Raw genomic sequence first — 20,175 nt, 5'->3', positions numbered from 1 at the left:
TCTAACTCCGTTTCTAAAAAGTATATTGATTAGTATTTATTAAAATCAAAGAAAATATAAGCAAATTAGTTTTTAAGGCTATGTATCGGCGGCGGTATATGGCCGCCTCTTTTTATAAATTCAGCAGGCGAGCTTAAATTATACGGCATAACGGGCGCACGGCCGAGAAGCCCACCAAACTCTACAAAATCGCCAACTTTTTTGCCTATAGCAGGGATTACCCTTACTGCAGTAGTCTTATTATTTATCATTCCTATAGCAGCTTCATCTGCTATTATTGCAGAGATAACTTCTGCTGGTATATCGCCGGGCAATGCTATCATATCAAGGCCGACGGAGCAAACGCATGTCATGGCCTCGAGTTTTTCTAATGTTATAGTGCCTTTTTCTGCCGCTTCTATCATTCCTGCATCTTCACTTACGGGTATAAAAGCACCCGATAAACCGCCTACGTGAGAAGAAGCCATTACACCGCCTTTTTTAACGGCATCGTTTAATATGGCAAGAGCTGCCGTTGTTCCATGCGAACCGCAGGATGAAAGCCCCATCTCCTCAAGTATGTAAGCAACACTGTCTCCTCTTGCCGGGGTTGGTGCCAGGGATAAATCTACTATGCCAAAACGCGTGTTTAGCCTGCTTGCAGCAGTCTGTGCTACTAGCTGGCCTATGCGCGTTATTTTAAATGCTGTTTTTTTAATGGTATCTGCAACGACGTCAAAACTTTCGCCTTTTACTTTTTCAAGAGCTGCTTTAACAACACCGGGGCCGGATACGCCGACATTTATGACGCTTTCACCTTCGCCTACGCCATGAAAAGCGCCCGCCATAAACGGGTTGTCGTTGACTGCATTGCAAAATACGACCAGTTTGGCACAACCGGTTAAGTCCTTCTTTGCAGTTTCAAGTATTATGTTTCCCATAATCTTAACTGCATCCATATTGATACCGGAGCGCGTTGTCCCGATGTTAATTGATGAACAAACTAAATCCGTTGAAGAAAGCGCTTCTGGAATAGAGGATATAAGTTTTTCATCGCCTTTTGTCAAGCCGTTCTCTACTAAGGCGCTAAACCCGCCGATGAAATATACACCGGTTTCTTTGGCTGCTTCGTTTAATGCCTGCGCGAACATAGTGTAATTGCTTGCATCAGTTGCGCTTGCAATTAAGGAAATTGGGGTTACTGCCAGCCTTTTATGTATGATTGGTATGCCGAATTCGCTTTCTATGTCTTCTCCTGTTTTTACAAGGTCTTTTGCCAGGGTGCAAATTTTATTTTTTATATTATCGCACGTTGTTTTCGCATCCGAAGTGATACAATCTATAAGCGAAATACCCATAGTAATAGTCCGAACGTCTAAATGCTCGGATTCTATCATGTTTATGGTTTCAATGATTTCATGTTTATTAATCAAAGAATTCACCCCTCAACTATATTCTATGCATTGCGTTAAAGATCTCTTCACGCTGAATCCTGATTTGAACACCGATTTTTTCGCCTAGAGTTTTAAGTTGTTCTTTAAGCGATTCAAAAGATATATTAAGTTCAGTTAAGTCGACTAACATAATCATTGCAAAATATTCTTCTAGAATAGTTTGGCTTATATCTAGTATATTTACGTTAGATTTAAAAAGCGTATCTGAAACATTAGCTATAATTCCGGCTTTATCAGTACCTAAAACAGTAACGATGGCTCTCATAAAATTCTCTCCTTTTATTGAACTAAATTGTTATTTAAACATTTACTACGCATTTTAAATAATGATTTTTCTTTATAATCTAGTATATATGATATAACTGAGGCGGCATCTGGCGCAAAGTAGAATGTATCTTTAAAAGAAATATCGGCAAACTTTTCTTCAAATATATACGTAAATGCCTCTTTTAATTTGTTATAGTAGCCGCCGGAGTTTAAAATAACTATTGGTTTTCCATGTCTGCACAAAAGTTTTAAAGTTATGACTTCCAAAAGTTCTTCAAATGTGCCGAAACCTCCCGGAAGTGCTATAAACGCATCAGACATATCCTCCATTATCTGTTTTCTTTCATCAATTGTTTTTGTGACGATTGTTTTATCTATATCATTATAACAAACGCCGGGTGCAATTAAAAATTCTGGTATTACGCCAATCAATTTGCCGCCTGCGCTTTTAATTCCTTTTGCACACTGCCCCATAAGGCCAGTACCTCCTGCACCAAATACCATAACCATGCCGTTTTCAGCAAGCTTTGCGCCGAGTTCAAAAGCGTTTTTGTTATAAACTTCATTTTCAGTGTCAAGAGCACTGGCAAAAATACAAACTTTTTTCATAATTTTTTAATTAAGCAAGAATATATGCTTTTCATATTTTTTTAGTAAAAGCAGTAGAGGCAAACCGATTATATAGCAGGAAATAGTTTGCCCCAATGCGATATAACCCATAGTTTCTAAAACGGGGACATTTATAAGATAGTGAAGCATTACTGATATCGTTATGGCATTTACTACTACTGCCGGCAGAGGTGCCAAATATTTGTTCTTTATCTTATATGTAAGCCAAGCCGCAAGTAAAGTCGATAAAGAACCGACTATTACATCAACTAAACCGTTACCCCCGAATACATTTGCTATAGCGCACCCGATGAACAAGCCGGGTACTGCGCTTGGAGTAAAGAACGGAAGCACACAGAGTGCTTCTGATATACGAACTTGTATAGCACCATAGCTTATGGGTGCTAATAAAACTGTTATTGCAAAATAAAGTGCTGCGATTATACCAGCCTCACAGATGTACCTGATTTTTGAAGTCCTCATTTAAAATCTCCTGATAAAAATATATATAAAAGTATAGCATAATTTTTAAATCAAGTACATTTAAAAGGTATTGAAGTTGAAAAAATTTAGTTGTATAATTAACAAAGTAATTTGGGGCATTGGCTCAGCTGGTAGAGCGTCGCGTTCGCAATGCGAAGGCCAGCGGTTCGAATCCGCTATGCTCCACCAAATCAAATACTTAAATAATAAAGATGCATCATTAATGATGCATCTTTTGTCGATTGTATTTTTTTAATTAATATTGTAAAATAAGACATAGTTGCATATACCATAATCATTACAAAGCATAATTGATCTCATGAAAAACAAGCCTTATTCTAAAATTAACCGAACTTGAGATCATTCGTCATATTAAATCGGATAAGCTCATATGAAAAACATGTCTTTCTTTCATTTTAGAAGGAATATGAAATTGAGCTTGTTTAGAACGTAAATATAGCATTATATCTTATTACATCATATCACCATTTTATATAGATACTGATTTTAGCATTAATATTGAAATTATATATGAGTGATTTGCCATGAGTGATTTGCCTTAAGTTCATTGTTATTCTATAGTAATGGGTTTTTAAGATTATTATCTCGATTATCGTTTTGACTAAATCAACCACGTAAACGAAATTTTATGGAAAATTTGAGTGACAAAAGATTTACGGATTTTCAGATAGGGGGTATATTATGAACATTTTGGAATATGCAATTAATATGGAAATTGATGCGGAAAAATATTATACGAAACAAGCAGAAATAAATAGGAATAATAGTTTATATGTAGTTTGTTCTATGCTGGCAAAGGATGAGAATAATCACGCCCGGATACTAAAAAACAGGCTTGGTAACCTTCCATATGAATTAACTGATTCAGACATGCAATTAAACATTAAAAATGTATTTAAGGATATCGATAACTTCAAAAGTGAAATAAAAAAAATACCCAGTCAGTTGGATTTTTACAGAATGGTCTTGGAAAAAGAAAAAGAAAGCATTGATCTATATACAGACTTTTTATCTAAAGCAATTGATGAACCTGAAAAAACATTGTTTTCATATCTAATCAAACAAGAAACGAAGCATTATGAAATTATTTATGAGTTAGTCTTAATGTTACGTCACACTGAAGATTGGGTTGAAAGCGCGGAATTTGGTATTAGAGGGGAATATTAATATAATTCTAAGGGCGTTAAGATAGATAAAATAAAACGAGATAATAGGAGTATTCATATAGTACTAGAACGATTTTATGACTTATAGCATATGATAAATGATTAAATTTGCCCAACTTGTACGTTTTCAAAGATCTTTTCCCGAGATTGTTAATTTTTTAATAAATACCACAGTAAACTATATCCTTAAGTACTGGAGTATGCTATGCTGAAATGAAAAGCTAGTAATACTTTTTAGATAAATTTTGATTACTAAATAAACAAGACAAGGAAGAAAGATTTGTGACTATAAAGATGAAAGACCTTATTATAGGTAATTTAAAAGCAAAGCTACCAATCATACAAGGAGGCATGGGTGTAGGGATATCGCTGTCCGGCCTTGCAGCAGCTGTTGCAAACCAGGGGGAATTGGTGTCATCGCAACCGCTGGTATTGGAATGCATGAGAAAGATTTTAGAAAGAATTTTGAGCAGTCCAATATCAGGGCGCTCATTGAGCAGATAAGAACCGCGAGAAGCATTTCAAAAAAAGGTATCATTGGTGTAAACATCATGGTTGCGCTTTCAAACTTTTCAGACATGGTAAAAACGGCGATCGATGAAAAGATAGATGTTATATTTTCCGGCGCAGGGCTTCCGATAAACCTGCCTGGCTTTTTGAAAGGAAGCAAAAAGACGAAGCTTGTTCCAATAGTGTCTTCAGGCAAGGCAGCAAGGATCATAACGCGTAAATGGATAAGTGACTATAATTACGTTCCCGACGCATTTGTTGTTGAAGGACCGAAGGCGGGTGGGCATTTAGGGTTTAAGCCTGAACAGATCGATGATTCTGATTATGCTTTGGAGAATCTTGTCTCCGATGTTATAAAAGAGGCACAGGCTACCGGAGAGCAGAGCGGCAAGAAGATACCGGTTATAGCCGCAGGGGGAATCTATACTGGAAAAGATATATATAACATAATAAAGCAAGGCGCTGATGGCGTACAAATGGGGACACGCTTTGTAACCACACTGGAATGTGATGCTTCCGAGGCTTTTAAAAAGAGCTATATTGATGCAAAGTTTGAAGATATAGGCATCATTAAAAGCCCAGTGGGGCTTCCTGGACGTGCCATTATAAACGAATTTTTGCGGAGCTCTATGGCGGGCAGTAAAAAGCCGTATAGCTGTCCCTACCATTGTATCAAGACGTGCCAACATAAAGACAGCCCTTACTGTATCGCGCTGGCGCTTATGAACGCAAAAAAAGGCAACTTAAAAAACGGCTTTGCGTTTGCGGGACAAAACGCCTATCGGGCAGATTCAATAGTATCTGTCAAAGAGATGGTCGATACGCTGAAAAATGAGTTTAACGAAGCAAAAACTGATGACGAATAAAAGAGTTTAAATTATATTAATAAAAAGCTCTGGGAATACTATGTTTCCAGAGCTTTTTATATCATGGATACGCCTAGTATTATAAAGTACGCTTAATAAGCTAATTAAATTTGAATATAAATAGGACACCGTATTAAATACGGCGTCCTATTAAATAGATTATAGTTTTTTTTATTAGTGTTTGTTAGATTGGAATATAGGGCTTTACAATTTTTTATTCGTCTTGCAAAGCGTCGTATCCTTCTTCACCAGTTCTAACTTTAATGACGTTTTCAACATCGTATACGAAGATCTTGCCATCACCGATATTACCTGTGTAAAGAGCCTGTTTTGCTGCATCTATAACGGTTCTGACAGGTATTTTGCTGACTATGATTTCTACGCATACCTTAGGCAAGAGGTTGACTTCAACTTCAACGCCTCTATAGAATTCTTTGCCACCTTTCTGCATACCATAGCCCATTACATTTGTGGCCGTCATACCTGTTATTCCGATTTTGTTCATAGCTTCTTTTAGGGCTTCAAACTTATTCGGATTGATGATTATTTCTAACTTAGTCATCTTTGTGTCAGATATTGTTGAAGTAGATTCTTTATGGACAACTGGGATAGCCTCTGTAATAGGAGCAGAACCTTCACTAGCAATAGCACCAGAGAAAGTTGTTCCAGAAACAACAGCAGGCATGAAGTCTGCATAGCTGCTTACTAAGCCATGTTCAGAAATATCAAGACCAGCAAGTTCTTCTTCTTTGGAAACACGTAAACCAACAGTTTTCTTTATAATTCCAAAGACGATCAGCATTGCTACCGTTACCCAAGCGGCTACGGAAACTACACCTAAAGCCTGTACGCCGAGCATGTCAAATCCACCGCCGTAGAATAAACCACCGTCTACTGCAAACAGACCTACCATAAGAGTTCCACCTGCACCGGCTAAACCGTGAACACCAAATGCGCCAACCGGGTCGTCGATTTTAAGAACCTTATCAACAAACTCGATACCAAAGACTACGATGAATCCTGCAATTAAACCAATAAATACTGCACCTACTGGGCTAACAGCATCGCATCCAGCAGTAATGGCAACTAAGCCTGCTAAAGCACCGTTGAGTGTGAGTGATACATCTGGCTTTTTGTACCTTATCCAAGTGATGATCATTACCATTGTTGCACTAGCGGCTGCTGCCAAGTTAGTGGTTACAAAGATATTACCTACTGAATAAAGGATATCGTCGCCAGTCATGGATAATGAAGAACCAGGGTTAAATCCAAACCAGCCGAACCAAAGTATGAATACACCAAGTGCGCCTAGAGTTAAGCTGTGGCCAGGTATAGCCTTGGGCTTTCCATTCTTGCCATACTTTCCAATACGAGGACCAAGGAGAGCTGCGCCAACTAATGCTGCTACACCACCAACCATGTGAACTGCTGTGGAACCAGCAAAGTCGTGGAACCCGAGTTGTGATAGCCAGCCACCACCCCAGATCCAGTGACCTGATATCGGGTATACAATTAAACTAATTACAAAGCTGTATATAACGTATGAAGAGAATTTCGTACGTTCTGCCATTGCTCCAGAGACGATTGTGGCTGCTGTTGCACAGAAAACCGTCTGGAAAATCAGGAATACAGGTGTTGGAATACTACTGGAATAGTCACCCATTACAAAGAAGTCGAACGAGCCGAAAAGCCCTAGTTTGTCAGCCCCGAACATGATGCCGAAGCCTAGGATCCAGAAGGCCAGTGAGCCAATCGAAAAGTCCATAAGATTTTTCATAATAATGTTACCGGCATTTTTTGCCCGTGTGAACCCCGTTTCTACCATAGCAAAGCCTGCCTGCATGAAAAATACAAGTGCTGCTGCTATAAGTACCCAAATTGTGTCAGAAGATGAAAACATATAAATACCTCCTTTATATTATAAAATATTAATAAAATAGCGTGCATCCAGATGACCGGAAACACGCCATTGTGTAAACGATAGATACAAAAAAAGCACCTTTTATAATATAACATCATAAAAAGCGCCCTTGCTAATTTACTGATATTATACATAAATAAAATTAATTAGTCAATACTATATTTAAAAAAAATTCAAAAAAAGTTTTCGGCCTATTAAAATAATACTCAGAGCTGATAATTTCATATAAATTAAAATTGTAAGATAGAAGAAAAAAATTTACTTTATCATTTTCATAAAAATAAAAAAGCGTCCATAAAACGGATTCGCTTTTTTATTTTAAGCAAAGCTTAAAAATTTTTTAGCTAGCTACTGAACATTATACATACCATGTGTGTGCATGTAATTAAAGATCATTTCTCCATGCCGCTGTTCATCTTGCTGTATATGCTGCAACGCCTGCCTAACGCTTGGATTTACCGCTTCAAATATAGCGACGTCATATGTTCCCGATACATATTTTTCTGTAGATAATAAATCACTACATAACATTTTATCGTCTGCATTACCTGCCAAACCCTGGGCGTTTACTTGCGGTACATTTTCCTGCTGCTGTGTCTGGCCCATATTAGGTTCCTGCCCTTGAAGCATTTGATTAACCGTATTAAGATGCTGCTGCTCCTCTGTGGAAAGTGTATTGAATAACTGTTTTAATTGAGAATCTTGTGCTTGCTGCGAGTATTTCTGATATTTTATAACACAAATTTCTTCCTGGCTTTTTTGATCCTGTAATAACATTTTTTCTTTTTGGCTTAATTGTATCATTATTATTCACCTCCAAATAATAGCTTTAGCAAAAAGCGGTTTATTATTCCAAGTTTTAAATTAAATCCCTAAGAGTTTATTTAAATTTATTCTTTTGTATAAAGTTTGCAAGTAACAAGGTTATTTAAGATATGTCACAATATAAAAAAAGCTATGAAACAATGCATAATTATACAGTATTTCATAGCTTTTATTTTTGGTTAACCTAATTTTTTATAACCATTGCAGAATCAAAGACTTTAGTTGATATGCAATGGCTATTTAACCTGCACGACGATAACTTCATGTTTTATGAAGCAGCTTTATTATCTTTTAAATGATGCTAGCACTTTTTTAGGATCGTTAAATAAAAGTATCAAGAGCCAGGCTATGAGGCCAGATAATACTATTACAACGCCTAAAAGGGCATCGTCTACGCTTAAATCAAAGAATGGTTCGCCTTCTATTACACAGAAAATAGAATCAACTAGCCACATCAGAGATGCGCCCCAGTACATTAGGGAGAGTACGCCTAGTTTTAATTCCTTATCATGTGCTTTAAAGTACCAAATAATAGTGGTGATGACCGCTGCAAACGCAGTTATTATTAAACACATAACTTTAACCCTCCGTTGCTTTTGCAACAACCGGTTTTTTAGCTTTTCGTTCAAGCCGGTTCGATACCAGTATCATTACTAGCCAAACTAAAGTTAAAAGAACAGCCATGGAAACCCCTACTGTAGCTATTTCTGTAAGCATTGGCCCGATATCCGCCGGGTTATTCATAGCTGTTAAGAAAGGTGGCCATGGTACGACCTCACCGTGCCATATATGTTCTATGGCCAGAAGAAAGCTGCCGCCCCATAAAAGTTTGGTTAGCCATCCAAGTTTCCTGCTAAAGGGAATGCTGCTTTTTTTACTATCATAGTCAGTATCAGTAATATTAGCGCTAACCCCTGAAGCTAAATTTGCAGACATAGCTGCTTTTTCTTTTTTCTCCATGTTCTTTTTTATTACAGAGACAACAATAGCCTCTGCAACAGGTGCTAAAAAACATGCCATAATTCAGACCCTCCTATAAGTTAATTTGCACAGACAGTGCTTTATTTTGAACCCGTTAACCGGGTTTTAAACAAATTTATATTATGAAGCCAAATATTTTTGCAAATAAAAACCATATTCAAATTCAATGAATATGGTAATCTTCCTGATTACAATGATAAAAATCAGTGATCTGTAATTTATTTAAGGCATGCTAACTTCAGCCAGTTTTCGCTGATTCATTCAGCGGCTATATATAAAGTATATATCCGGGTATCATGTTTGTCAATATATGCTAGTTAACATTGATTGCTATTAAAAACCTTTAAAATTACATAACCAGGCTTGCCCACAGATGCTTTATAAAATATGTCGATACTTAAAGGGCAAGCCTGGTTAGTAGGAAATTATTATGAGGTTAAGATAAGTAGTTTCAAAAATTTGAAACATTCATATGAAAAAAATTTTTAGTAGATAGCTGTTTAAAATATTTAATCAGGCTTGTTCAAGATAGTCCGACATAGATGCTAATGTATGTGAACAAGCCCGATTAATAACAAATTATCCTGGAGGTTTATATTTTATATGGACTTTCTAATATCAATAATAAACCGTTCCTGATGTTAAGGTAGTAACCTCGTAGTCATCGCCTTCATATGCGTAGAAATAAGTTTTTAACCTGTAGTTGTATCCGCTAACTACGTAATATGTTTTAGACCAATAACCATAAGTGCCTGGATAAGTTGCTGACCAGTTTTTTACAGTTTTCCATGCACCGTTGTCATACTTCTGAAGATAATTGTTCATTTTTACCTGGTCTATACCATTGTATGCGGTCATATTAGATACCATTGCTGCCTGACCTGACCCATTTATATCCATCCAATTAAAAGTAGTGAACGTATATACCCACATAGGTTGGATCAAACCGCCGCCGCCAATTAAAGTATCGCCTGAAACGTTGCTTGCGGCTTTAGCTGTGTCATTTGAAGCAGTTGTGTCTGCATATGCTGAGGAGCAAAAACACATCAAGACCAGTATTGTTAATAATAAGGATAAGGATTTTTTAAACATTTTTTCACCTCTTTTGTTTATCTATTAATATAAACACATAAAAATACTATTTTGTTACAAGATTTTACAAAAATTTTAAAAAAATATTTTTTATTTATTATTAATATAATAGTGATATGGTTATTGCCTGTATTCCATGCTCTCAGCCATTTTTATTAATTCCTCTTTTGAAATGGTTGCTTTTAATGAAAATGCTTTTTGATTATATTGAAATATTAACATGTTTATATCGCTTTTTGAGAAAAACTGTGCCTCTGATCCATTTACAGTAATTTGTTCCACTTCAGCACCCTCATTATCAACGCCGGCAGAACTATACTCTAGTAGAGACTGTAGTTCTATTGAATTATTACTATCATTTGCAAATAAAACATTATAATAGGATTCATGAATGCTATTAACACTTTGAACGGAGTAGGAGGGTGATATATAACTAGGCAGATATAATCCGTGAATTTCATCGGCAAAATCATCGTAGTTTGCATTTTGTCCTATGTGTATAGTAGTAGAGTCATCATTTTGCACACTGAAAATATTCAAAATAGATACACGGACTGCATCCACGCTAAAAACGACAGTTGTAAATATAATTAAAACAGCAGCTGCAGAGGCCGCCACTTTAAACATAGTCTTTCTTAACCTCTTATTTTTCTGTTTGCGTTTTAAATGCGCAAAGTATTTAGACATACGGTCAGTAAACTCCGGGCTAAAAGTAACCTCTTTGTCCAGTTCCTCATTAGAAGGCAGTTTGGCTGACATGTCTTCAGCGTTTTGCGCTGCTGCATATTTTAATATCTCATCAAGTATTTTTTCATTTAGCTCTTTTTTGTCCATGGGGTTTTTCCTCGCTTAATTTTGCCATTAACAATTTCTTGGCCCTATGTAGCCTTACCCTGATAACCTGTTCTGTAACATCAAACAACTTCGCAATCTCAGCAATTGAAAAATCCATATAGTATCTCATTTGAATAACGTCAGAATATTTTGCGTCTAAAGAACCCAAAGCTTTTGTAACGTTCATCAAATTTTCGTGACTAATCAATAACTCCAATGGCAAGGACTGGCTATCGGGCATATCATCTAATGTATCCTCGCCGTAACACACGTTCTCTCTTTTCTTTACGTTATACATCCGGATAGATGCATTCCTAGTAATAATAATCACGAAAGCCTTAGTTTTGTTACAAGAAATAGAGTCAATCTTAAAATTACTTTTTTCCAATTTTAGGAATGCAGTCTGAACTGCATCTTCTGCCAAAAAGTGATCTTTCAAAATACTGTAAGCGACATGGTACATAAGTTTACTGTACCGTGTATACAGTTGCTCGAGTATATCACATTTATTTTCAGCAGTCTTTTCGGATTGAATCTTCATAATTGCCTCTTAAAATATAAGCATGGATTAACACACTACTATATATTAAATATACTATTATATTTTAACATGGTCAAATATTTTAATATTAATAAATTAAAGCGATATCTAGTTAATAATCGCTTGGAGTTTTATAAAAAGGTTAAAGTATAAAAAAACGTTGAAAATTATCCCAAATTAATAAAATTATAGTTTATAACATTGAATTTTAAAATAAATAGTGCTAAAATATCTATTTGGGTCTAGAACTAACCATATAGAGGTGATTTAGTATGAAGTTATTCGTATTTGTTTTGAACAAAACAGAAAAACTCGAGGAGTTACTGGCAGAATTCATGCGGGTTGGTATCAGCGGTTCTACCGTAATTTCCAGTATGGGAATGGCTAGAGTATTAAACAACTATAGTGATGAGGACCTTCCTTTTTTAGGGTCAATAAGGATGATTTTGTATCCAGAGAGGGAAAAGAACAATACTATTTTTACCGTACTTAAAGACGACCAAGTTCAAGATGCACTGCACGCTATTGAAAAAGTCGTTGGTGATATCCAAAAAAGCGATACGGGGATTATGTTTACCGTTCCAATAGATTTTGCAAAGGGGTTTTAATGGAAATTGGCGACAAATATTATATTCATCGTGGCAATTTCAGTTTTAGGAGGTTTGCTATTCGGGCGGCTTGCTAAGTTTATGAGATTGCCCAATGTAACAGGTTATTTGATTGCGGGCCTTGTTTTAGGCCCTTGTGTTCTAAATATTATATCCGAAAGTATGGTCAATGATTTTACCGTTGTTTCGGATATGGCACTAGGTTTTATAGCTTTTACAATTGGCATTGGATTTAAGCTAAACTATTTTAAAGAAGTGGGAATGGCGCCTATAATAATTGCCATTACCGAATCTTTTGGTGCCATTATTTTTATTATAGTAACATTGCTTTTACTGGGGTTCGATCCTGCATTGTCGATATTATTAGGCGCAATAGCAGCAGCAACCGCTCCGGCTCAGACAATAATGGTAATTAAACAATACCATGCAAAAGGGCCGGTTACATCTATGCTTTTAAGTGTGGTCGCATTGGATGATGCAGTTGCACTAATCGGATTTGGCTTTGCAGTAACCATTGTTAAAGTTATATCCTCTCATGCTGTTATTACAATACTTTCTGTTTTACAGCCTCTGTATGAAATAGGTGTGTCTTTAGTACTAGGCGTTGCATTGGCTCTTTTTATGAAGCTACTCTTAAGGTGGTTTAAAAAAGCGCGTAACCGGGCCTGCATAACTACGGGAGTTGTACTCTTGGCGATATGGCTGGCAGATTTAATCAACGCTTCTCCACTTCTTACATGTATGGCTCTTGGTGGTGTACTTACTAATATATTTGCAGACATAGAAAGTATTATAGAGGTAACGGATTCCTTTACGCCTCCGATTTACGTAATGTTCTTTTTAATGTCCGGTGCCGGGTTCGATGTAAAGGCGCTTGCAGGTATTGGATTACTCGGAGTCTTATATATCGTCCTGCGTGTAGCTGGTAAGATGGTGGGTGCCTGGTTCGGCGGAAAAATAACTAAGTCTGATCCTAATATATGCAAACATTTAGGCCCAACACTTATGCCTCAGGCCGGTGTGGCGATCGGGCTAATTTTAGTAGCAAGTGAACTTGTTCCGGAATATGCCAAAGTTATAAATGTGGTTATTTTATGTTCAACATTTGTATACTCGATTATAGGCCCCTCTGTTGCTAAATCTGCACTAGTTAAATCCGGAGAAATCGTTCTTCCTGATAAGGAGAAAAAACATCGTAAAGGTTTAAAAGATGTGTTATTACATTTTAAATCTTATAAAAACGCTTAACAATATTAAAGAAACCTCCAAGACAGCGCTTAAGCTGTGTCTTGGAGGTTTCTTTTTTTACATTATGTTTGAAATCACCATTTGTGCGAATAACTCAAGCATAACAAAGAAAAAAATATGAAGGGGGTGTATGCAAAAAAATTACTCTTCAGTTGTTGAATCTTCAAATCCTGTATCTGAAATGTTTGAGCATCCGATATAGGAGTCGTCTGTTATATCAAAAGTAATATATAAGGTTTGGGTGTCTTCTAACATATACATGTAAAGATAACCATATGTGTTTTCATCTGCACTCTGTTCATCTCCGACTTCGACTTTAACGGTAGAAGATGCTACCTGGTCTCCGTCTTCATCATAGACAAGCATCTGAAAGCTTGATTCTACCGGTACGCCGGATAAACTAAAGTATCCTTCATCATCTGTCGTTGCTGTTAAGTCAACATCAGAGCCATCTATAATTTCAACTGTAGCAGATGGGATAACGTCTCCGTCTGCATCGTATAAATAAGCATACCAGCTTGTAGTTTCCTCATCTGTGGAAGAATCGCTTGATTCTTCGTCAGACGAAGTGGATTCATCTGTTGTAGTTGAAGTTTCAGTATCTGTATCTGAATCATCACTTGAAGAGCAGCCTGCGATACTGAACATGCTGGCTATCACTACCAGCGAAAGCATAATTGTAAATATCTTTTTCAATAATTTAATTCTCCTTTCATCATAGCCGAAGTTGGCCCTTTACTATAATGCTAAAACAAATATATGATTTTGTAAATCGGCATCACCTCTTTTTTTAAAATTTGGGTATTGACTACCCTGTTGACAAAACTTTATCACTACTTCATTAAAATTAACTGAAATAAACATTTCAGAGTATTTTAAGGTTTTTAAACTATAACTATAAATGTAATTTTTATGTAGTTTTGTATATTTTTATACAACCTAATGGGGAAATCAATTGCATTATGTTATAATGTATTTAATTTAAATGTTCTCCTGTTTAATACATTTGAGAATGGAGTGTTTGACATAAGAATTCTTATTGTTGAAGATGAAAAACGGCTTGCTCAGTCTTTAGCACAGATACTGATTGAAAACAAGTATATCGTAGATGTAGTGTATGACGGGGTCTCTGGGTTCGATTCTGCCATGAGCATGATTTACGATGTAATAGTGTTAGATGTTATGCTGCCATATATGGATGGTTTTCAAGTAGTAAAGAAATTGAGAAAAGAGAGCAACTTCACACCTGTTTTAATGTTAACAGCCAAGAGAGAAACTACAGATAAGGTAACAGGGTTAGACTGTGGAGCAGATTATTACCTAACCAAGCCGTTTGAGACGGAAGAACTTTTAGCCTGTATCCGTGCGATTTCACGCCGGCAGGGAGAAGTTATTATGGATGAGCTTAGTTTTGGAGATATTAAACTTAATCTGTCTACGTACAATCTTTCCTGCAACACAAGGTCTGTTCGGCTTGGATTTAAGGAATTTGAAGTTATGCGTATGCTGCTTTTAAATGCCAATATAATTGTATCTAAGGAATCCATATTGCTTAAAATATGGGGAACAGAATCAGATGCAGAGGATAACAACGTGGAGGCCTATATTTCATTTTTAAGGAAAAAGCTGTTTTATTTAAAATCCAAGGTAAGTATATTGGCCGTTCGTAAAATTGGATATCACCTGGTGGTAGAAGAACAATGATTAAAAAATTAAAATGGAAATTTGTTTTAATAAATATGGTGTTCGTAACGGTCGTACTGGTGACCGTATTTGTTGTAATGTTTATTTCCACCAAACAGAATCTTCAAAGAGAAAGTATAAACACACTTTACCGTATAACAACAGAGACTAATGATAAACAAAAATGGCAGAACGGAAACGGGAACGTAAAGCTGCCTTATTTCACGATATCTATTGATTCTGAAGGTAATATAACAGACACAGGCGGCTATTACCTTATAGATGATATCGATGTAATAAACGATGTAATTTCGCAAAGCATAAATAACTCATCGGATGTAGGCGTTATTGAAGAATATAGCCTAAGATATTTAAAACAATCAACACTTACCGGCTGGGAAATAGCATGTGTAGACATGTCTATGGAAAATAAGACGCTGTCTAATTTAGTTTTAAATTCTGTTTTAATTGGGATCGCTTGTTTATCGGTATTCTTTGCTATCAGCGTATACCTGGCAATGTGGGCTTTAAAACCAGTCGAAAAGGCATGGGCGCAGCAAAAGCGCTTTGTGGCAGATGCTTCTCATGAGCTAAACACACCTTTAACTGTAATACTGGCTAATATGAGGCTGCTTTTGACGCATAAGGGAGATACTGTCAAGAGCCAGGAAAAATGGATAGATTATGCCAAAATAGAGGCTCTTAGGATGAAAAAACTGATAGAAGATCTCTTATATCTGGCTAAAACTGATAATATTGAAACTAAAAGAGAGTTCTATAAAGTAGATTTAAGTGAACTAGTGCTTCAATATATGCTTATATTTGAGCCGGTAGTTTATGAGCAAAACAAACATCTTAAATACGAATTGGCAGAGAATATATTTGTTCGCGGCGATGAAAATACGTTAAAGCAATTAGTTGTAATATTATTAGACAATGCTTTAAAGTTTGCGCCCCAAAACACTGCAGTAAGCGTGGTGCTAAAAACGCTATCCGATAAAAAGATACTGTTGACAGTACATAATGAAGGAGAACCGATAAGCAAAGATGCACTTTTACATCTGTTTGACAGGTTTTATAGGGCCGACGAGGCAAGGAAAGAAAACGGAGGGTTTGGATTAGGGCTTTCCATAGCACAAAACATCGTAACATTGCATAACGGAAAAATCACTGCGGAAAGCGGGGAAAACGGAACTAAGATATCCGTAATATTACCGCTTATACATTAAAACCGCTTATAAAGTAAACAGGAACAGGAAACGTTCCTGTTTTTTTATTAAAGCTTAAATAACCAGTTTGCAGTTATTAAAATAGATACTTTTGCATATTAAAACCCGCTATTATTAGCGGGTTTTAAAAGCTAGTTATTATTTAATTATTATGTGTGCCTCAGCGCATCTATTGGCATTAACCGTGATGCTTTTGCAGCAGGGTAACATCCAAACAATATTCCGATTATTGCACAGAAGGCAAGGGCTGCAAAGGCTATCCCATAGGACATTGTTATAGAAGTTTGGGCTATTATGTTATATATCTGAATTCCAAGCAGCGAAAGTACAATTCCTATCAATCCTCCTAAAACAGACAGTACGCAAGCTTCTATCAAGAACTGCCACATTATATTTCTGCGTTTTGCACCTACGGCTTTTCTAATCCCTATTTCCTGTGTCCGTTCAATGACGGATACAAGCATGATATTCATGATGCCAATGCCGCCGACGAGAAGCGAGATAGCCGCAATTCCGCCAAGCATTAAGGAGAGCGTGTCTGTTACATCACTCATGGTTTCCAGTACTTCAGATTCATTGTAAACGCTGTATGCATCTTCATCTCGTGTAAAGTTAAGCAAGTAAGACTCCACTATATTTTGGCATCTTGTCACATCGCTCGAAGAATCTGCAGTTACATAAAACTGTGTTATTGAAGTTTCGCCTGTCAGCCGTTCGGCAGAGGTTAAAGGGATTAGCACTACATTATCGTTAGAGCCAAAGGTAGAGCTGCCGCTTTCCTCTAGAAGGCCAACTATTGTATATACATTGCTTCCAACAGTCAATTTTTCACCGACTACATCCCACGTTTCGAATATTTCTGTTGCCACGTCTGTCCCAATGACACATATAGGTGTTCTCCAATCAAGGTCGGATTTTACTATTTTCCGCCCGCTTTGTACATCTACACCGTATACATCGTAGTATGAAGGAGTAATGCCGACGATGCTTGAACTGGTTGTCGTTGAGCCGCTTTTAACTGTTAAAGTGGTGCTGACTACCGGAGCAACTGCATCAATCGTACTGTAGTTACTAAGTTCGTCTAAATCCTCTGTCGTTAGATTTACATCTTCATCGGTTATACTCGCCGTTAAAAGTGTAGATCCCATACTTGAAATTGAGGCGGTTATGTTTTGTTGTGCTCCTTGGCCTATGGAGACCAGTATGACAACGGCCATTACGCCGATTATAATACCCAACATAGTTAAAAATGAGCGTATTTTATTTGATACAATGGCACGCATTGCGATCTTTAAAGTTCTTGATAGCATAAGGTTTGCACCTCCTTTTAAACAATTTTGCCGTCTCTAACATTAATTTGCCATTGTGCCTTTTTGGCAAGGGCGTCACTGTGGGTAATAAGAAGTATCGTATTGCCTGCGGCAGATAAATCTTCTATCAAGCTCATTACTTCGTCACCTGATTTTGAATCCAGGTTACCTGTGGGTTCATCGGCAAGTATTATGGAAGGCCTTGTAACCAATGCCCGGGCTATCGCAACACGTTGCTGCTGCCCGCCGGACAGCTGCGTCGGGCGATGATTAATCCTGTTTTCAAGGCCAACTTTTTTAAGCGCATCTGTAACTCTTTCATGCCGTTGCCCATTGCTTATTTTTTGATATATGAGTGGGAGTTCCACATTTTCATAAGCTGTCATCTTTTGCAGCAAATTAAACTGCTGAAATACGAACCCTATTTTTTCCCCGCGTATGTCGCTTAATTCGTTGTCTGTGCATTCAGACACATCCTGCCCTTCTATATAGTAATTACCGATGTCTGGTACATCCAGGCAACCTACTATATTCATAAGCGTAGATTTGCCGCTCCCGGACGGCCCTACGATAGCGACGAATTCCTGCGGCTTTATATGCAGGGATACATGGTCTATAGCGTGTACGACTTCATCACCCATTTCATAGTATTTGCAAATATTATCTAGCCGTATCATGACTCGCCACCATTTCCGTTTGGCATCTGCCCGTTTTGCTGAGGCATAGAATCTGAGCCGCTAAAACCACCAGAACCGCCAAAATCACTCATATCGCCGCTCATACCTCCAAAGTTGCCCATACGAGTTTCTTCTTCGGTAGAGGAACCGTCTTCAGTTGTAGTGAGAACAGGAACGAGGATTAAGTCTCCTTCGCTTAAGCCTTCTCCTGTTACTACTATATAAATGCCATCTGACATGCCTGTTTCAACTGTTACCTTTGTCAAAGAATCCAGGTCTACATCGTTGCTTTCAAGCTCATCTCCAGAAACAAGGCCTGAGGGGGCAAGGTAAATATAGCTTTCGTCACGTGAAGTATAGACTGCGTCTACCGGCACTAAAAGTGAATCTCCGCTGCTGTCCGTCGTTATTTCACATGACGCACTCATACCAGGCAGAGCGCCTTCTATATCCGGCACTGTTATTGTAACAGAGTATGTGGTTACACTGTTATTAGCAGTACCCTCATATGATATGTAGCTTACTGTACCATCAAATGTACCGTCTATTGAATCTAGCGTAATGGTAGCAGTTTGTCCAACTTCTATAGATGAAATATCAAGTTCATCAACTGTTATGGTCATTTCGTACCCATCATTAGATTCAACTGTCGCAAGGAGCTGTTCTGCTGTAATATCTTCTCCTACTGTAAGCGGGAGCTCTGTAATAACACCGTCAAAATCTACTGATACATACATTTGCTGTTTTAACGAATCAAGTTCGGCTTCAAGAGACTCTTTTTGTTCTAATAATGAAGCGTATGTTGAAGACATTGGGTAATCTTCTAATAGGAATAGGTTACTGTTTTTGCTTACAGTTTCGTTTTCAGAGCAAAGTACGGAACTTATTGTACCGTCGCTTGCTGTAATTTTAACGTAATTGACTAATGAAAGGTTCCCTTCTCCAAGTGAAGTGCCATCTTCGCTATATACTGTAGCCGGGCTACCTACCGTATAAGTATTATTATCGATTTCAATGGCTGCGACACTGCCTGAAATATTAGTTACAGTTCCCTCTTCTTGTTCGCCACCCACTTCAACCGTAACAGTATCGTATTTTTTAATGGAGTCTGTAGCTAATATTGTCAATTTCATTTTTCCGTCTGTAGATATTAAGCAAAGATAACCGTAAGTTCCCATTACATCTTCAACAGAGCTATCTTCGCTAGCCTTGATTAACTTAACTGTTCCGGCAATAGTTGATTTTATGTATTTGCTGGAAGCTTTTGAAGAAGTGTTTGAAATTTTTGTGTAAAGAGTGTTTAAATTGCTTTGAACCTCATCGATTTTAGATTCCAGCTCATCGCTTTCAATAACTGCGATAATCTCATCTGCCTCAACGCTGTCTCCTACGCTTTTCTTGACAGAGACTACACTACCGGTATAAGTTGAGGTTATTGTCTGCGTGTTGACAGGCGTTAAATTACCGCTACCACTTATGCTGGTTGAAACGCTGCCCGTGGTAACCTCGCTGACATCATAGGTAAGTATACTGGCCGATTTTTCTGCATTGGCGTTTTTGATGGCGATAACCCCAAAAACTGCAGCAATTACGGCCACGACTGCAATGCCAGAGATGATGATAATTTTTCTTTTCTTTTTTAACTTTTCTTTTAGTTTTTTGCCTTCAAATGAAACTTTTTTTTCATTCTTTTCATTCATGGATAAAAGCCCTTTCTTTTATAATTTATAATATTTAAGCGAAATTTTACGTGAATTTCCGCTTGAAATATATTGGCAGTCCAATATACCTTAAACTATATTGAAAGTAGCTTAAATTTAACTGAAAAATTAAAAAATTTTTTAGTGGGTTATTAAAAAATAAATTTGGTA

The 20,175-nt window shown here is 37.1% G+C and carries 20 protein-coding genes, 1 tRNA gene and 1 pseudogene; 7 read left to right on the top strand and 15 right to left on the bottom strand.

Annotation, left to right across the window (positions count from 1 at the left end; translation table 11 throughout):
• Positions 1-65 precede the first annotated feature (65 nt).
• Genes R2876_02590 through R2876_02575 form a run of 4 tightly spaced genes read right to left on the bottom strand, consistent with a single transcriptional unit; the run spans position 66 to position 2,792 of the window.
• Positions 66-1,409 carry a PFL family protein gene (locus tag R2876_02590; GenBank protein MEZ4357504.1) on the bottom strand — a complete coding sequence of 448 codons (1,344 nt, stop codon included), beginning with the start codon at positions 1,407-1,409 and terminating at the stop codon, positions 66-68.
• Between the two features lie 19 nt (positions 1,410-1,428).
• Entirely contained in the window at positions 1,429-1,698 is a 270-nt protein-coding gene (locus R2876_02585; GenBank protein MEZ4357503.1) for an ACT domain-containing protein, read from the bottom strand.
• 14 nt (positions 1,699-1,712) lie between these two features.
• Positions 1,713-2,309, bottom strand: coding sequence for a TIGR00730 family Rossman fold protein (locus R2876_02580; protein MEZ4357502.1), 597 nt, complete (start codon positions 2,307-2,309; stop codon positions 1,713-1,715).
• 6 nt (positions 2,310-2,315) lie between these two features.
• Positions 2,316-2,792 (bottom strand): QueT transporter family protein, encoded by a 477-nt coding sequence (locus R2876_02575; GenBank protein MEZ4357501.1) that lies wholly within the window; start codon positions 2,790-2,792, stop codon positions 2,316-2,318.
• 113 nt (positions 2,793-2,905) lie between these two features.
• On the opposite strand from R2876_02575, the gene R2876_02570 reads away from it, so the two are divergent.
• From R2876_02570 to R2876_02560, 3 genes and pseudogenes are all read left to right on the top strand, one after another.
• Positions 2,906-2,981, top strand: a tRNA-Ala gene (locus tag R2876_02570).
• Positions 2,982-3,494: 513 nt separating this feature from the next.
• Positions 3,495-3,980 (top strand): ferritin family protein, encoded by a 486-nt coding sequence (locus R2876_02565; protein ID MEZ4357500.1) that lies wholly within the window; start codon positions 3,495-3,497, stop codon positions 3,978-3,980.
• Between the two features lie 287 nt (positions 3,981-4,267).
• Positions 4,268-5,355, top strand: a pseudogene (locus R2876_02560) (nitronate monooxygenase family protein).
• Between the two features lie 214 nt (positions 5,356-5,569).
• Here R2876_02560 and R2876_02555 read toward each other — a convergent pair.
• The 7 genes from R2876_02555 to R2876_02525 form a co-directional block, all read right to left on the bottom strand.
• Positions 5,570-7,255 carry an ammonium transporter gene (locus R2876_02555; protein MEZ4357499.1) on the bottom strand — a complete coding sequence of 562 codons (1,686 nt, stop codon included), beginning with the start codon at positions 7,253-7,255 and terminating at the stop codon, positions 5,570-5,572.
• Positions 7,256-7,624: 369 nt separating this feature from the next.
• On the bottom strand, positions 7,625-8,080 hold the full coding sequence (locus R2876_02550) for a spore coat protein (protein ID MEZ4357498.1): 456 nt from the start codon (positions 8,078-8,080) through the stop codon (positions 7,625-7,627).
• 305 nt (positions 8,081-8,385) lie between these two features.
• Entirely contained in the window at positions 8,386-8,676 is a 291-nt protein-coding gene (locus R2876_02545; GenBank protein ID MEZ4357497.1) for a hypothetical protein, read from the bottom strand.
• Between the two features lie 4 nt (positions 8,677-8,680).
• On the bottom strand, positions 8,681-9,121 hold the full coding sequence (locus R2876_02540; protein MEZ4357496.1) for a hypothetical protein: 441 nt from the start codon (positions 9,119-9,121) through the stop codon (positions 8,681-8,683).
• Between the two features lie 579 nt (positions 9,122-9,700).
• A complete protein-coding gene (locus R2876_02535; protein ID MEZ4357495.1) occupies positions 9,701-10,174 on the bottom strand; it encodes a hypothetical protein in 474 nt (157 codons plus the stop codon).
• Positions 10,175-10,294: 120 nt separating this feature from the next.
• Complete coding sequence (locus R2876_02530; GenBank protein MEZ4357494.1) at positions 10,295-11,008, bottom strand: DUF4367 domain-containing protein; 714 nt, start codon at positions 11,006-11,008, stop codon at positions 10,295-10,297.
• Entirely contained in the window at positions 10,986-11,549 is a 564-nt protein-coding gene (locus R2876_02525; protein ID MEZ4357493.1) for a sigma-70 family RNA polymerase sigma factor, read from the bottom strand. The genes R2876_02530 and R2876_02525 overlap by 23 nt, the downstream gene beginning before the upstream one ends.
• 272 nt (positions 11,550-11,821) lie before the next feature.
• Between R2876_02525 and R2876_02520 the strand changes: the two genes are divergently transcribed.
• Together R2876_02520 and R2876_02515 are read left to right on the top strand one after the other, a co-directional pair.
• The gene (locus tag R2876_02520; GenBank protein ID MEZ4357492.1) at positions 11,822-12,157 is read left to right on the top strand and encodes a hypothetical protein; all 336 of its coding nucleotides are present in this window, start codon (positions 11,822-11,824) and stop codon (positions 12,155-12,157) included.
• A 6-nt stretch (positions 12,158-12,163) separates the two neighbouring features.
• Complete coding sequence (locus R2876_02515; GenBank protein MEZ4357491.1) at positions 12,164-13,405, top strand: cation:proton antiporter; 1,242 nt, start codon at positions 12,164-12,166, stop codon at positions 13,403-13,405.
• 141 nt (positions 13,406-13,546) lie between these two features.
• Here R2876_02515 and R2876_02510 read toward each other — a convergent pair whose 3' ends face one another.
• Entirely contained in the window at positions 13,547-14,101 is a 555-nt protein-coding gene (locus tag R2876_02510; GenBank protein MEZ4357490.1) for a carboxypeptidase-like regulatory domain-containing protein, read from the bottom strand.
• 330 nt (positions 14,102-14,431) lie between these two features.
• Here R2876_02510 and R2876_02505 point away from each other — a divergent pair, with 330 nt between their 5' ends.
• Complete coding sequence (locus R2876_02505; GenBank protein MEZ4357489.1) at positions 14,432-15,109, top strand: response regulator transcription factor; 678 nt, start codon at positions 14,432-14,434, stop codon at positions 15,107-15,109.
• On the top strand, positions 15,106-16,317 hold the full coding sequence (locus R2876_02500; GenBank protein MEZ4357488.1) for a HAMP domain-containing sensor histidine kinase: 1,212 nt from the start codon (positions 15,106-15,108) through the stop codon (positions 16,315-16,317). The genes R2876_02505 and R2876_02500 overlap by 4 nt, the downstream gene beginning before the upstream one ends.
• Positions 16,318-16,466: 149 nt before the next feature.
• Here the strand turns inward: R2876_02500 and R2876_02495 are convergent, their stop codons facing one another.
• Genes R2876_02495 through R2876_02485 form a run of 3 tightly spaced genes read right to left on the bottom strand, consistent with a single transcriptional unit; the run spans position 16,467 to position 20,004 of the window.
• Positions 16,467-17,627, bottom strand: coding sequence for an ABC transporter permease (locus tag R2876_02495; GenBank protein MEZ4357487.1), 1,161 nt, complete (start codon positions 17,625-17,627; stop codon positions 16,467-16,469).
• 17 nt (positions 17,628-17,644) lie between these two features.
• Positions 17,645-18,304 carry an ABC transporter ATP-binding protein gene (locus tag R2876_02490; protein ID MEZ4357486.1) on the bottom strand — a complete coding sequence of 220 codons (660 nt, stop codon included), beginning with the start codon at positions 18,302-18,304 and terminating at the stop codon, positions 17,645-17,647.
• Complete coding sequence (locus tag R2876_02485; protein MEZ4357485.1) at positions 18,301-20,004, bottom strand: HlyD family efflux transporter periplasmic adaptor subunit; 1,704 nt, start codon at positions 20,002-20,004, stop codon at positions 18,301-18,303. Before R2876_02485 ends, R2876_02490 begins: the two co-directional genes overlap by 4 nt.
• Between the last annotated feature and the right edge of the window lie 171 nt (positions 20,005-20,175).

Source organism: Eubacteriales bacterium (genome assembly GCA_041390245.1).
In the GTDB taxonomy this organism is placed as follows: domain Bacteria; phylum Bacillota; class Clostridia; order Christensenellales; family JAWKQI01; genus JAWKQI01.
Note: the sequence above shows the minus strand (reverse complement) of the source record. Positions and strands in the feature narration are given on the sequence as shown.